This is a genomic window from Bacillus fonticola, from assembly GCF_012955605.1.
In the GTDB taxonomy this organism is placed as follows: Bacteria; Bacillota; Bacilli; order Bacillales; family JC228; genus Bacillus_CG; species Bacillus_CG fonticola.
Genome location: NZ_CP052135.1, coordinates 2,956,914 through 2,972,608, shown reverse-complemented (window position 1 = coordinate 2,972,608; position 15,695 = coordinate 2,956,914). Strand labels below are relative to the sequence as shown.

Annotated in this window: 10 protein-coding genes and 1 pseudogene; 7 read left to right on the top strand and 4 right to left on the bottom strand. The window is 40.3% G+C overall.

Annotated features, from left to right (window positions below; all coding sequences use genetic code 11):
* The gene (gene galE, locus HHK01_RS14565) at positions 1-996 is read right to left on the bottom strand and encodes a UDP-glucose 4-epimerase GalE (RefSeq protein ID WP_170008447.1); all 996 of its coding nucleotides are present in this window, start codon (positions 994-996) and stop codon (positions 1-3) included.
* A gap of 1 nt (position 997) precedes the next feature.
* Complete coding sequence (locus tag HHK01_RS14560; RefSeq protein WP_170008446.1) at positions 998-2,179, bottom strand: galactokinase; 1,182 nt, start codon at positions 2,177-2,179, stop codon at positions 998-1,000.
* A gap of 282 nt (positions 2,180-2,461) precedes the next feature.
* On the opposite strand from HHK01_RS14560, the gene HHK01_RS14555 reads away from it, so the two are divergent.
* The 7 genes and pseudogenes from HHK01_RS14555 to HHK01_RS15655 all read left to right on the top strand — a co-directional run bounded on the left by HHK01_RS14555 (position 2,462) and on the right by HHK01_RS15655 (position 12,152).
* Positions 2,462-3,454 (top strand): galactan degradation operon transcriptional regulator GanR, encoded by a 993-nt coding sequence (locus tag HHK01_RS14555; protein WP_170008445.1) that lies wholly within the window; start codon positions 2,462-2,464, stop codon positions 3,452-3,454.
* 175 nt (positions 3,455-3,629) lie between these two features.
* The gene (locus HHK01_RS14550) at positions 3,630-4,907 is read left to right on the top strand and encodes a galactooligosaccharide ABC transporter substrate-binding protein GanS (protein ID WP_170008444.1); all 1,278 of its coding nucleotides are present in this window, start codon (positions 3,630-3,632) and stop codon (positions 4,905-4,907) included.
* Positions 4,908-5,014: 107 nt separating this feature from the next.
* A complete protein-coding gene (locus HHK01_RS14545) occupies positions 5,015-6,271 on the top strand; it encodes a galactooligosaccharide ABC transporter permease GanP (RefSeq protein ID WP_170008443.1) in 1,257 nt (418 codons plus the stop codon).
* Positions 6,272-6,274: 3 nt separating this feature from the next.
* Complete coding sequence (locus HHK01_RS14540; RefSeq protein ID WP_170008442.1) at positions 6,275-7,126, top strand: galactooligosaccharide ABC transporter permease GanQ; 852 nt, start codon at positions 6,275-6,277, stop codon at positions 7,124-7,126.
* Positions 7,127-7,161: 35 nt separating this feature from the next.
* Positions 7,162-9,225 carry a beta-galactosidase GanA gene (locus HHK01_RS14535; protein ID WP_170008830.1) on the top strand — a complete coding sequence of 688 codons (2,064 nt, stop codon included), beginning with the start codon at positions 7,162-7,164 and terminating at the stop codon, positions 9,223-9,225.
* 905 nt (positions 9,226-10,130) lie between these two features.
* Positions 10,131-11,291 (top strand): annotated as a pseudogene (locus HHK01_RS15660) (arabinogalactan endo-1,4-beta-galactosidase); the annotation flags it as partial.
* 6 nt (positions 11,292-11,297) lie between these two features.
* The gene (locus HHK01_RS15655) at positions 11,298-12,152 is read left to right on the top strand and encodes an Ig-like domain-containing protein (protein ID WP_228027749.1); all 855 of its coding nucleotides are present in this window, start codon (positions 11,298-11,300) and stop codon (positions 12,150-12,152) included.
* Between the two features lie 207 nt (positions 12,153-12,359).
* Here the strand turns inward: HHK01_RS15655 and HHK01_RS14525 are convergent, their stop codons facing one another.
* Positions 12,360-13,928, bottom strand: coding sequence for a BCCT family transporter (locus tag HHK01_RS14525; protein ID WP_228027593.1), 1,569 nt, complete (start codon positions 13,926-13,928; stop codon positions 12,360-12,362).
* A gap of 201 nt (positions 13,929-14,129) precedes the next feature.
* The gene (locus HHK01_RS15840) at positions 14,130-15,695 is read right to left on the bottom strand and encodes a glycine betaine ABC transporter substrate-binding protein (RefSeq protein ID WP_322619374.1); all 1,566 of its coding nucleotides are present in this window, start codon (positions 15,693-15,695) and stop codon (positions 14,130-14,132) included.

Genomic DNA, 15,695 nt, shown 5'->3' with positions numbered 1-15,695 from the left:
TTACACTTCCTCCCTATAGCCTTTTGGATGTGAAGAGTGCCAATTCCAAGCATCCTCCATAATTTTTGTAACGGAAGTTCGTGTTGGGTTCCAGCCCAATACTTGCTTTGCCTTATCGGAGCTAGCAATCAAAATGCTTGGATCACCGGCTCTCCGTTCACCTATTTCAGATGGAATTTCTTTACCTGTTACAACACGGGCTGTATCAATCATTTCTTTTACTGAAAAACCTTGATTGCTTCCCAGGTTAAACACATCACTTTTGCCACCCTCTCTTAAATAATGTAAAGCTAAAAGATGGGCATTGATAAGATCCTCAACGTGGACATAATCGCGAATACAAGTTCCATCGACTGTATCATAATCATCACCAAAAATTGTGATATTCGATCGTTGTTGTAGTGCTGTCTTTAAAATAATCGGAACAAGATGGGTTTCGGGGCGATGGTCTTCACCGATTTCTGCCGTTGCTCTTGCACCAGCAACGTTAAAGTAACGCAAGGAAACATAGTGTATGCCATGAGCTTGCTCAGTCCACTTTATTAACTTTTCCATCGTGAGTTTTGTTTCGCCGTACGCATTGGTCGGGTTTGTTGGTGTAGTTTCGGTAATCGGTACTGATTCGGGCTCTCCGTAGGTGGCAGCAGTAGAGGAGAAGATGATATGTTTCACATCATGTTCGACCATTACCTGAAGCAACACCTGTGTTCCGTAAACATTATTGTCGAAATACTTGAGCGGTTTTTCCATGGATTCCCCAACGAGCGAATGCGCAGCAAAGTGAATCACCGCATCAATGGATTCACTTTCGAATACAGAGCGAAGGAAGTCAATATTCCGAATATCTCCTTCATAAAAGAGAGCCTTTGGGTGTACTGCTTCCTTGTGACCCGTTTCCAGGTTATCCACGATAATGACGTTTTCACCTTGTTCGATTAATTGATACACCGAATGGGATCCAATGTAGCCGGCTCCGCCTAAAACTAATACACTCATGTCAACACTCCTTTGAAATTTCTTTTGCACCATCACCGATGGTAGCTGTGTAAAAGTTAGCATCATAGCCTACTTTTTGGTGGTAGATGGCATTGACATTTTTCTTGAACTCATCTACTCTGTCCTTCGCAACAAGCGCAATGGCACACCCGCCAAACCCAGCACCAGTCATACGTGCTCCTAAAACGCCATCTTGTTTCCAAGCAGCCTCTACAATCGTGTCGAGTTCAAGACCCGTAACCGCATAATCATCCCTTAACGATAGATGGGAATCATTCATTAGCTTGCCAAACAATTTGATGTCACCTTGCCGTAATTTATCTAGTGCTTCTAAAGTACGAGCATTTTCGTAAACGGCATGTTTAGCACGTCTTCGATTGATTTCATCCGTAATTAGGTGTTTATTGGTCTCAAACTGTTCCTTTGTAAATTCTCCTAAACTACGGATGGAAAGTTTCGCCTGTAAATCTTTTAATGCTTCTTCACATTGGGCACGGCGTTCATTGTATTTAGACTTAGCTAATGTACGCTGCTTATTTGTATTGATAATCATAATGACATGATTTTTCAAAGAAAGTGGTGCGTACTCGTGTTCTAATGTTTGGCAGTTCAGAAGAATGGCATGATCCTTTTTCCCCATACCTATTGCAAATTGATCCATAATACCACTGTTCACACCAACGTACTGGTTTTCTACTTTTTGACCGAGTTGGATCATATCGATACGGTCCATGTCTAAATCAAATAGACCATCTAGTAAAACGCCTGTAGCCAACTCAATAGATGCTGAAGATGAGAGACCAGCACCGTTCGGGATATTTCCATAAAATAAGATATCAGCACCATGTGAAATTTCATGACCCGCCGCTTTCAAATAAAGCAACATCCCTTTTGGATAGTTTGCCCATTGGTGAGACTTATCGTAGGCTAAATCTGACAGATCACACTCAATAACGCCGATGTCTGGGAAGTTCATCGAATAAAAGCGCAGTCGTTGATCGTCCCGTTTTATCCCAAGTGCATAAGTTCCATATGAGATTGAGGCAGGGAAAACGTGTCCTCCGTTATAATCCGTGTGTTCGCCAATAAGGTTGATTCTTCCAGGGGCAAAAAACTTCCTAGGTGTTGTAGTTGTATTAAAAATTGACTTAAATTCTTTTGATAAATCAGGTGTTGTATTCATAGGACCTCCTGATGGAACGTGTTGTAATCGATATTGGTTGCATACATACATCCGTCACTCCAGACTAAAGAAAAGAACTGCATTTTCACTTTGTTAATTAAATTAACTAATGTGGAAACAGTGTACTACAATTTTACTGACTACGCAACATAAATCTAAAAACTGATCAACCAAATATAGGGATGAATAGATTCAAATTGACCCTTCTAGGAAAAGGGAGTAAAATAATAGTGAAAAGTTTTACTTTGAGTGTATGTACAATGAAAAGTGGAGGTAGGAAGAATGGCAACAATTAAAGATATCGCAGAAGACGCGGGGTACTCTATTTCAACAGTTTCTCGTGTCCTAAATAATGATCCGAGCCTTTCTGTTCCGAATGACACGCGAGAAAAGATATACGAAGTGGCAGAGAAACTGAACTATCGGAAGAAAACGGTAAGGCTTTTAGTGAAAAATATTGCTTTTTTATACTGGCTAACTGATACAGAGGAATTAGAAGATGTTTATTTTAAAACAATGAGGTTAGAAATAGAAAAGTTGGCTAAGAAATTTAACGTAGAACTAATTACATGTAAAGTCACAGATGGAATGACTGCGATTCCAGAAAGTATAGAAGGGTTTATTGCGGTAGGGACGTTTTCAGATAAGGAATTAGACTACTTAAGAAGCATAACGTCTAATGGAGTATTTATCGATTCTACCCCAGACCCACAGCATTATGATTCAGTAAGACCGGATTTAGTACAAATAACAATGAAAACTATAAACTTTCTTATCGAAAAGGGTCATCAAGATATTGGATTCGTTGGGGGGACATACCACAATCCCAACACTGATGATGATGAAATGGATATACGTGAACGAACATTTCGTAGCTATATGGAGGAAAAGGGTTTACTAAAAGATAAGTATATTTTTTGTCACAGGGGATTTTCTGTCGATAATGGTTATCATTTAATGACTAATGCAATTGAAAAATTAGGAGACGATTTACCTACTGCTTTCTTTATAGCAGCTGATCCAATTGCGGTCGGCTGCCTTCAAGCGTTGAATGAGTATGGCATTGCGATACCGAATAGGGTAAGTGTGATTAGCATTAACAATATCAGTGTTGCAAAATATGTATCTCCACCCCTTACTACTTTCCATATTGATATGGAGGAAATATGCAAAAACGCGATAGAATTATTGCTCGAACGAGTACTTGAGAAACGCAGGACCGCGAAGACCTTATATCTAGGTTCAGAATTAGTGGTTAGAAAGAGTACAAACTAATCTAAACCTATAGAATGACTTAGAACACTAAGTCATTCTATTTTGGTAAAACATTTTACCCACAAAAGGAAAAAAGTTGTTTACTTTTTTTCCTGATGGTGCTATATTTTAATTGTTAAGCGCTTTCATTATGAGTATGAATATTTTGATATTTTACACGAAGGGGTGTATATCCATGAAGAGTCGCAAAAAGTATTTTGGCTTGATGGGTGGTATTGCTTTAAGTTTAACTTTAGCTGCTTGTGGACCACAGGCAAGTGGAGGAGAAGATACGGAGGAAGCACCGAAAAACCAAGAATATGATTTATTAGTGTGGGAAGACGTAGAGAAATCTGAAGGAATTGAAGAAGCCATTGCAAAGTTTGAAAAGGAAAATGATGTTACTGTCAAAGTTGAGGAAAGAACTTATGCACAACAAATTGAAGATTTACGTTTGGATGGACCAGCTGGAACTGGGCCAGATGTACTTACGATGCCCGGAGACCAAATTGGAACAGCTGTAACTGAAGGGTTGATCAAAGAGTTAAACGTAAGTGAAGATACTCAATCCATCTATACAGATGTGGCGATGCAATCTCAAAAAGTAGATAACAAAGTATATGGATTGCCAAAAGCAGTAGAGACGACGGTGCTTTTCTATAATAAAGATATTGTTTCAGAGGAAGAGTTACCGACAACTTTAGACGAGTGGTATGGGCTATCCCAGGAATTAACGGATGGTGAAAACTTTGGGTTTCTAGCGTTGTTTGACCAAATCTATTATGCGCAAAGTGTATTGAGTGGCTACGGCGGATACATTTTTGGACAGGATGATAGTGGTAACTATGATTCAACCGATATCGGATTAAATAATGAAGGTGCTATAGAGGGTGCAGAGTATATTCAAAAGTTTTATGAAGAAGACATATTCCCCGCAGGTATCATCGGGGAACAAGGTATTAGTGTATTAGACTCGCTGTTTACAGAAGGAAAAGCTGCTGCAGTCATCTCTGGACCATGGAATGTCGACCCATTTACAAAAGCTGGGATTGACTTTGGGGTAGCGAAATTACCACAATTGTCAAATGGAGAAAATATGAGTTCGTTTGTTGGTGTGAAAAGTTACAATGTCAGCTCCTACTCAAAAAATACTGAACTAGCAGAGAAATTAGTTGTATTCCTAGCCAATGAAGAAAACTCTAGAACAAGATATGAGATTACCAAAGAAGTTCCCGCTGTACAGGCTTTAGCTAATGACCCAGTCGTTGCTGAAAGTCCGGTGGCGCAAGCAGTCGCTGAACAGTCTCAGTTTGCAGAATTAACACCTAATATTACTGAAATGAATGAAGTGTGGCTACCAACTGATGCAGCATTACAAACAATAGCCACAGGTAAGGCAGAACCAAAAGAGGCTTTAGATCAAGCTGTAGATACAATTGCAGGACAAATTGAGGCAAAGCAATCTGGAAGTTAATTAGTTGGAATGATGGTGTCAAACGCTTTCTGTGTTTGACACCATTTATTATAACAATTAAATAGAATAGTATTTTTTAGGACCTTATTTATAAAGAGGTGAAGAGTGTGCAACATCGTAAGATAGCCTTACTATTATCGATTATTCCTGGAATGGGCCAGCTCTATAATAGGCAATGGGTAAAAGGTCTTTTGTTCCTCAGTATTGGCGGGGCTTTCTTTGCAGTGTTTGGAGATATGTTGAATATGGGCTTCTGGGGGCTCTTTACATTAGGAACTGAAGTACCGCGGGATAATTCAGTTTTTCTATTAGCGGAAGGGATTATTGCAGTTATTGTGACGTGTTTTGGACTTGCTGTCTACTATTTAAATCTTCGTGATGCCTATAAAAATGGGAGGTTACGTGACGAAAATCGGAAGCTAAGTACACTTAAGGATCAATACCACAATGTTGTTTCTCAAGGATACCCGTACGTTGTAAGTGGTCCATCTCTTTTTATATTAATATTTGCTGTTATATTCCCTATTTTATTTAGTTTTGCACTAGCATTTACAAACTATGATTTGTACCATTCTCCACCAGCTAATTTAGCAGATTGGGTAGGTCTAGAGACATTTTCAAAAATCTTCACAGTCGACATTTGGCGCTCAACCTTTTTCGATGTTCTAGGGTGGACGGTTGTCTGGACGTTGGTTGCTACAAGTCTTCAAGTAACGCTCGGAATTTTATTAGCAACTATCGTCAATCAGAAAGAGATCCGTTTCAAAAGATTTTATCGTACAGTTCTCGTTTTACCATGGGCTGTACCAGGTTTTGTAACTATTCTAATCTTTGCAGGTCTCTTTAATGACAGTTTTGGTGCAATTAACAATGATATTCTAGCTGCATTTGGAATTGATGCAATCCCTTGGTTGACAGATTCTAACTGGTCAAGATTAGCACTAATCCTTATGCAAGGATGGCTCGGATTTCCGTATATATTTCTTGTCACGACAGGCGTTTTGCAATCTATTCCTGAGGATCTTTATGAGGCAGCGACCATTGATGGCGCTTCTGTTTTTTCTAAATTTAAACATATAACCATGCCGATGATCTTACTAGCAATGGCCCCAATTATTATTACGCAATTTACATTTAATTTTAATAACTTTAATATTATTTATCTTTTCAACGGTGGTGGTCCTGCAGAGCCGGGTTCTACGGCTGGGGGAACAGATATATTAGTATCTTGGATTTATAAACTGACATTGCAATCAAGTCAATATTCTCTAGCAGCAGCATTAACTATTTTGTTATCTGTATTTGTTATTGCTATTGCATTATGGCAATTCAGACGTACAAATTCATTTAAAGAGGGGGCTTAAAAAATGCTAAAAGATACGAAGAGGAGAAAATTACTTCGACTCTTTATCTCTTATTCAATATTAACCCTTATGGTAATTATCATCATCTACCCCTTACTTTGGACTGTCGGAGCTAGTTTTAATCCAGGTAATAGTTTAATTAGTACCTCAATCATTCCAGAAAACCCCACAGTGGCTCATTATAAAGAATTGTTTGCAGGGAGCGAAAGTTTGCAATATGGCCAGTGGTATTTGAACTCATTAAAAATTAGCGTATTTACAATGATTGGGGCAGTAGTAAGTGTCTCCTTTACAGCTTATGCTTTTTCACGTTTTCGTTTTAAAGGTAGAAAAAATGCTTTAACGTTATTTTTATTACTACAAATGATTCCACAATTCTCCGCTTTGATCGCACTATTTGTTTTAGCGCAGATTCTAGGCATGATGAATAGTCATTGGTTATTAATTTTGTTATATATTGGCGGGCTTATTCCGATGAATACCTATTTGATGAAAGGGTATATGGATTCCATTTCAATTGACTTAGATGAAAGTGCCAAAATAGATGGGGCAAGCAATACAAGGATATTTTGGCAAATTATAATGCCTTTGTCTAAACCAATGATAGCAGTCGTTGCGATGAATGGCTTTACAGGTCCTCTTGGGGACTTCGTTCTATCCTCTGTCATATTGAGAACACCTGAATATTATACTTTGCCAATTGGGCTATTCAATTTAGTAAATGATGTAATGGGGGCAAGCTATACGACCTTTGCTGCTGGAGCCATTCTTATAAGTATCCCAGTTGCTATCATCTTTGTATTGCTACAAAAGAACTTTGTATCGGGATTAACTGCTGGTGGAACGAAAGGATAAGAGATATTCGTATTACATGATGTTAGAAGGAGAGTATTATGTCAAAACATGAAAAAACATACACTACACAAGCCAACTTTATGCTTCATGGAGGAGACTATAATCCTGATCAATGGTTAGATCGACCTGATATTTTAGCTGATGATGTTAAATTGATGCAGCTTTCCCATACAAATGCGTTTTCGGTTGGAATTTTTGCCTGGAGTGCCCTGGAGCCAGAAGAAGGGGTATATCACTTTGAATGGCTGGATGAAATTTTCGATAACATCCATAAAATTGGCGGTCGAGTTATTTTAGCTACACCGAGTGGGGCGCGTCCTGCTTGGTTGTCACAAAAATACCCTGATGTTTTGCGAGTGAATGAGAATCGACTGAAGCAGTTGCATGGAGGAAGGCATAATCATTGTTTTACTTCAGAGGTTTACCGTGAAAAAACACAAAATATTAATCGTCTTTTGGCGGAGAGGTATGGCAATCATCCTGCGTTGTTAATGTGGCATATTTCGAATGAATATGGTGGGGAATGTCATTGCGAGAAGTGTCAACATGCCTTTAGGGACTGGCTTAAAGAGAAATTTGATCATAATCTTAAGTCCTTGAATGATGCTTGGTGGACCCCTTTTTGGAGTCATACGTACAGCGAGTGGTCACAAATTGAGTCTCCCTCCCCAATAGGCGAGAATGCCGTACACGGTTTAAACTTGGATTGGCGCCGGTTTATCACGGATCAGACAATTTCTTTTTTTGAAAATGAAATTGTTCCTTTAAAGGAATTGACACCTAACATCCCGATTACGACAAATTTTATGGCGGATACTCATGATTTAATCCCATTTCAAGCACTTGACTATAGCAAGTTCGCCAAACATCTAGATGTAATCAGCTGGGATGCTTACCCTGCTTGGCACAATGATTGGGAAACTACTGCTGATCTGGCAATGAAAGTAGGCTTTATTAACGACTTGTATCGGAGTCTAAAACAACAACCTTTCCTATTGTTAGAATCCACACCCAGTGGGGTCAACTGGCATAACGTTAATAAGGCAAAGCGCCCAGGCATGCATGAACTATCATCGATGCAAATGATTGCACACGGATCTGATAGTGTGATGTATTTCCAGTGGAGGAAATCGCGCGGATCTTCGGAGAAATTCCACGGTGCCGTTGTTGATCATGACAATAGTTCGGAAAACCGTGTCTTTAAAGAAGTTGCCAAAGTGGGAGAAACGTTAGAAAAGTTGTCTAAAGTCGTAGGAACGAATCGTACGTCTGATGTTGCCATTTTATATGACTGGGAGAACAATTGGGCAATCAATGATGCTCAAGGTTTTGGAATGGAGACGAAGCGTTATCCGCAAACACTACAGGAACATTATCGCACCTTTTGGGAACAAGGTATTTCAGTAGATGTAATTACGAAAGAACAGGATTTTTCCGGGTGTAAATTACTGATTGTTCCTATGCTTTATTTAGTAAGTGAAGATACGATTTCGCGGTTAAAGACCTTTGTGGCAAACGGTGGCACATTAGTCATGACCTATATAAGTGGTATTGTGAATGAGCATGATTTAACATACTTGGGCGGGTGGCATCAAGATCTGCAAGAGATTTTTGGTATGAAGCCTATCGAAACAGATACGTTATATCCAAACGATAAAAACTATGTAAATTATCATAACAAAACCTATCAGTTAAAAGATTATGCGACCGTAATTGAGCTAACGTCAGCAAACGCAGAAGGTCTTTACCAAGATGATTTTTATGCAAATACACCGGCGGTTACAAGCCACCAATACGGAGAAGGGAAATCCTACTATATTGGTGCACGCCTGAACGATCCATTTCATCGTGATTTCTATAAGGGATTGCTGAAAGACTTATCGCTTGAACCGGCTGCTCCAGTAAAACACGGTAAAGGCGTATCTGTACAGGTTAGACAAGATCATCAAAAAGACTACGTGTTTGTGATGAATTTTACGGAAGAAACCCAACCTGTTACGTTTGAATCTACAGTAAAGGATATGGTTACTGGAGAAGAGATAACAGGTGAGATAACTCTAGAAAAATATGAAGTGAGAATCGTGGAGAAAAATAGCTAATTTTATTTGTTTGGGGAACATCCAGTCTATTATGTAGAGTGGATGTTCCTCCATTCCTAGTAAGGAACCTCGGCTAAATCCGCACCGTCGCTAGTAAGGAAGGACTGCTAAGTGCGCGATGTCCCTGTCGCAACGCAGGCACACTCGATATCCTTGCTTACGCAACGCCGAGCCACTCACGAAAAAGGAGGCTCAGCTCGAGCTCGCGGAAAGCGTAGTGTATTTCCGGAGCGATATGTTATATCTGTGCGAAAAAAGCCTAAAAATAAAATCAAAGGGTGAGGGGTATGAAAAGAAAAGTTAGCAGTAAAAGGTTACTATCGATGCTTTTAGCGTTTCTTATGGTGCTTGGCCTATTTCCGGTACATAGTCATCTTGGGTATGCAGCAAATTTACAAGATAATTACTTAGCAAATGGTGGATTTGAATCGAACTTTTTTGACGATGGTTCATGGCTGGTTGATACTTTGAATTGGGATAATGTCGATATACAGCACTTTTCATATTCGGAAGATACATGGATGACTGCTGATGAAGGTGAGCGTGCATTTAAGTATTGGATTAAAGATTCGTCAAACGAAAGTCAGGCGTTTACTGTCAGTCAAAAAATTGCAACGCTACCAGCTGGAAACTATGAATTATCTGTTAGAACGATGGGAGGAGTAGGTAGTGAAGGTGGGAATGTGAAACTATTTGCAGGGGAAGAAACAGTAGATGCTGTCGCAACCACAGGTTACAACGCTTGGGGGACAATGACCTTGAAGTTTGAGTTAACGGAAGACGTGTCAGACTTTCAAGTAGGAGCCAACGTGACCGGGGCACCGAATTCTTGGGGTTATTTAGATAGCTTTCGCTTAATACTAGATGAAGGTGGAAACACGGATATCCCTGAACCAGTAGAAGCTGATATTTTTGTAGATAGAGTAGAGGGTATTGATGAGGAATTTATAAAGGGAGCGGACGTTTCCAGTATTATTGCGTTAGAAAATAGTGGTGTAAATTTTTATAACGAAGCTGGAGAGCAGCAGGACATTTTTAAGACATTAAATGAAGCAGGGATCAATTATATTCGGGTACGTGTCTGGAATGATCCTTATGATTCGCAAGGAAATGGTTATGGAGGTGGAAACAACGACTTAGAAACAGCTATTGAAATAGGAAAAAGAGCTACCGCTAATGGTATGAAGTTACTAGTGGACTTCCATTATTCTGATTTTTGGGCGGATCCAGCTAAACAACAGGCACCAAAGGCTTGGGCTGATTTGGGCTTTGAAGATAAGAAAGATGCCGTCTATCAGTATACGAAAGAAAGCTTGCAAGCCATGCTGAATGAGGGAATTGATATTGGCATGGTACAGGTCGGAAACGAAACAAATGGAGCATTTGTTGGAGAAACCGATTGGACAAAAATGAGCGAATTATTTAATGAGGGAAGTAAAGCGATTCGATCCATAAATCCTGATATTTTGGTAGCTTTACATTTTACCAACCCCGAGTCTGTGGGAAGATATGCAACAATAGCAGAAACCCTAAGCAAAAATAGTGTCGACTATGATATATTTGCCAGTTCTTATTATCCATTCTGGCACGGTACATTAAATAATTTGACCTCCGTTCTGAAAAATGTTGCCGAGACTTATGACAAACAAGTGATGGTTGCTGAAACATCGTATACGTACACAGCTGAGGACGGAGATGGACACGGAAATACAGCACCGAAAGAATCCGGTCAAACCTTGCGTTACCCTGTTACGGTACAAGGTCAAGCGAATGCTGTAAGAGATGTGATAGAAGCTGTTGTGAATGTAGGTGAAGCGGGTATTGGAGTATTCTATTGGGAACCGGCTTGGATTCCCGTAGGATCAACTGAAAATGTAGAGCAAAACAAGGCGATTTGGGAGGAATATGGATCAGGTTGGGCCTCTAGTTATGCTGCAGAATATGATCCTGAAGACGCCGGTGAGTGGTACGGAGGGAGTGCTGTAGATAATCAAGCACTGTTTGATTTTAATGGAAACCCATTACCTTCACTAAATGTTTTCAAATACGTCGATACAGGGGCCGTTACCGAGTTGAAAATTGACAAAATAGAAAATATATCCATAAGCGCTATTTTAGGAGAAAAAGTTACTTTACCCGAAACAGTAGCAGTCATCTATAATGATGGTAGTGAAGGATCTACTTCAGTAACATGGGATAGCGGAGCTCTAGAACAAGCAATAAGCAATGGTGTTGGCACCTATGTGATAGAGGGCGTTGTGGAAGGAGGAGCTATTGTAAAGGCAAATCTTCAGATTAAACCTGTAAATTATGTGCTTAACCCAAGCTTTGAAGATAGTGAACGAAGTATGTGGGAGATAATTTATGAAAATGAATCCTCACCTCACACCGACTATCAACAAAAGGCTTCCGATGCTAAATCAGGGGATTATTCACTGAGTTTTTACTCAGTGGATGCTGTTAATTTCAAAGTAGAACAGACAATTACTGGCTTAGAACCAGGTTATTACAATCTTTCTATGTTTCTGCAAGGCGGGGATGCACAGGAATCAGACATGTATATCTATGCAAATACTAGTAATGAAGAATACAAGATTGGTACTACAGTAGATGGTTGGGTAAATTGGAGTAACCCCGAAATTACAGACATTCTTGTTTTAGATGGAACGGTAACTATTGGTGCAAGTATAGAAGCGAGCGCAGGTGCATGGGGAAGCGTAGATGATTTTAATTTATACCGTGTACGAGACTATCAAGAGGAATCAGTTAATTCGTGTAATGGCAAAGTAGGAAATAAGCACAATGGAAAAGGCAATCAGCAAGTATCTAGTGAAAAGAATAAAAAAGGTAAAAATCGAGCATCAGATCAACCTGACAAAAGTCAAGGGAATGGCAAAAAGTGCGGTAAAGGTAAACAATTACCGTAAACTGCGTCGTGTATCCATAACTCACTACTTTTAAAGGTTGCCCGTAATTGCGATTGACTGCTCTTATTTACTGTGTTGAAGAAGGTTAGAATAGTTTAATGTAAGGAAAGAGCCCTCTGTATAGGGCTCTTTCTTATGCTGTTACAAGGCTACCTGCACAAATACAAAAATCCCCTTGCTTACAAGCGCAAGGGGATTTCTTATGCATTATTTCTGTTCTTTCGCCCGTTTTGTCCGTCTCGAAACATGCGGCTCTTGTCTCAGTAACTTATAAACAGACAAACACATTAAAGCAAGTATAACGGTGAATGGTAAGGCAGATACGAGTGACGCCGTTTGCAAGCCTTCTAGTCCACTGGAGATGATGAGTACGGCGGCGATCACTGCGATAAGTATGCCCCAAATGACACGAATAGCAATGGATGGGTTCAGCGATCCTTTTGATGTCATCACTCCTAAAATGTACACAGCAGAGTCTGCTGAGGTAACAAGGAATGTGAGGATAAGCAACAATGCCAGGATAGAAACAAATGTCGTGAAGGGTAACTCTTGTAGCGTAACAAATAACGCTTGTGTTAGGTCATTATTGACGGCCTCCGCAATGGAAGTTCCACCAAATAGGTCTAAATTGAGGGCGGTTCCTCCAAAAATAGCAATCCAAACGATAGCGACGAGTGGTGGCACGATCAGTACACCAAAAATGAATTCACGAATCGTGCGTCCCCGCGATACTCGTGCAACGAAGGCTCCTACGAATGGCGACCACGCAATTGCCCACGCCCAATAGAAGATCGTCCAGTCTTGTACCCAAGTATAATCTGTCCCGCGATAGGGAGTTAAGCGAAAACTCATTTCAATAAAGTTTGACACATAATCGCCAATACCCACGGTTAGCGTGTTTAGAATAAATACGGTAGGTCCTGTAACAAAAACAAAGATCATCAGTAAAAAGGTGAGTGATAAATTCAAGTTACTTAACCATTTGATCCCTCGTTCTAGTCCTGTTGTGGTAGAGATAATATAGAGCAGTGCTAAAATGCCGACAATAGATAATTGGACTAGCGTATTTTGTGGAAGACCAAACACACTGTTAAGCCCACCGTTAATTTGCAATATTCCCAAACCTAATGATGTAGCGACACCCATAACAGTTGCAATAACAGCGAGGATGTCAATAATTTTGCGGGCGTTACCGTTATCTTTTTTAAAAAGGGGCTTCATCGTTGTGGAGATCATTCCATCGGTCCCTTTTCTATACTGAAAATAACCGATAGCGAGTCCGACCACTGCAAACACAGACCACTGGCTTATTCCCCAGTGGAAAAATGAATATTTCATCGCTTCACGGGCTGTTTCTTCGGTAAGTGGGTTCATTGTCTCGTGAGGGGGAGTAAAAAAATGGCTCATCGGCTCTGCTACTCCATAAAAAACGATCCCAACACCGAACCCGCAGGAAAATAGCATACCGATCCATGAGAAAAATGAATATTGTGGGCGATCCTCATCTTTCCCGAGACGGATCTTTCCGTATTTACTAAACACTAGATAAATGCAGAAAACACAAAATAAAAATACTGAAATTAAATAAAACCAACCAAATGCATAGGTAGTAAAGCCAAATGCTGCATTGGCACCTTTTTGAAACGCACCGGGCATGACAGCTCCGATGATAGATAGACCAGCAATCACGATAGCTGATACCCAGAATACACTATTGAACCACAGTCGTTTTTCACCATTCATGAAAAAGTTAGCCTCCCCTTGGACAGTTGACATATAAGTAGCTTCCCCTATAAATGACAAACAACTAGAGGAAAATAAAGTCCAATCCTTATATTCCCTTTTTTAATAGAGATAAACGTAAAATTGAATAGTATTTGAACGTTCTGCGTGGGACAAGCGAAAAAGAGTGACTTGTCATCTATGCATGACAAAAAGAAAACAGCCTACCCTGTGGATAAGCTGTTAATAAAGTGTTTATTTAGGTGTTACTCTCTTCTCTAAACGCCCAAGCAATAAGTCAGCCACTATCGCTAAAAGCGCGGCAGGAATGGCCCCACCATAGATTCGCATATTGTCACGCAAGTTAATGCCTGAGTACACATCTCGTCCTAATCCGTCGCCTCCTATAAATGGGGCAATCGTCGCAACACCGATGGCAATAACTGCGGCGACGCGAATACCCGTGAGAAGAAACGGAATGGATAGTGGAATTTGCACACTAAGAAGTAATTGCCACTTGTTCATCCCCACTCCGCGTCCGGCTTCGCTGAGATCACCGCTCACATTTTTCAACCCTACGTATGTGTTTCGAGTGATCGGCAATAGCGAATAGAGGAATAAGCCGATAACCACGGTGTTGAAGCCAAGACCGAAAAAGATCATGAGCACGGCAAGTAGCGCAAGGCTCGGAAAGACTTGTATTAAATTCGTTAACGTCAAAATGATGCGAGCTAGCCGTTCGCTTTTTGCACTCAATATGCCTAGCGGGACGCCGACAATAAGTGCTGCTGTGATGCCGAGAATAACCATTAAAATATGGTCATACGTGAGCTCAAGTAACGTATCCCAGTTTCCGAGTAGATAGTGATAAAACCCAACAATCCCACCGGCATCACTAATAAAGACGTCATCCAAGCTGAATTCCTCATCGAGTAGGCCTTGTTCACTAAGAAATGAACGAGCCACATCCTCAGGTGTATACCCATCGATGTCTACAAGATAGTTCAACTCGGTCATTTTGGCTTCATCAATCGTACCAATCAGCGGACTTAAGATGGTTTCGATTTCTGGATTTTCTTCCAAAAGCTCATTTTTCATCACCGTTGACATGTCGTAAGGAGGAAAGAAGTTTTTGTCTTCCTCAAGTGTCACGAGGTTAAACTGTTTTAAACGTGGATCAGTTGAATAAGCAAGAACGATGTCTACCTCACCACTTGCCACGGCATTGTAAACAAGTCCGATCTCCATTGGGAACACTTCGCCAAATTCAAATCCGTATGTCTCTGTAAAGGCTCCGTATCCATCATTTTCGCGCTCCAACCAGGTTGTATCCACGCCGAGACGCATTTCGGCTGCTACTTCTGCTAAATCTGAGACGGTCTCTAAATTGTATTCTTGTGCAACTTCCTCTGTAACGGTCAGGACGTAGGTATTTTCAAATCCAAGTGAATCGAGCCAAGTAAAATTGTAATACTCATCGAACCCTTCTTGAGCAGCACGTAGAACTGCTTCGGGATCTCTCTCCGATTGGTCAAATGGAAAGTACCCGTTAAATACTTCTCCAGTATAAAGTGATCCGAGCTGTACGTCGTCATTGTTCATCGCATCGATAAGGATAGGCGAGGCGGCTAAATCTGTAAGAACGTTTACTTCGATATCAGTATCTTGCTCAATTAAGTTTTTGTACATATAGGCAATAATTTTTGATTCAGTAAATGTTTGCGTCCCAATGGTGATCGATTGTTGTCCAAGACCGCCAAAACCACACGCAGACAAAAGGAATACCATAGACAAAAGAATCAATAGTTTACGTTTTTTCAT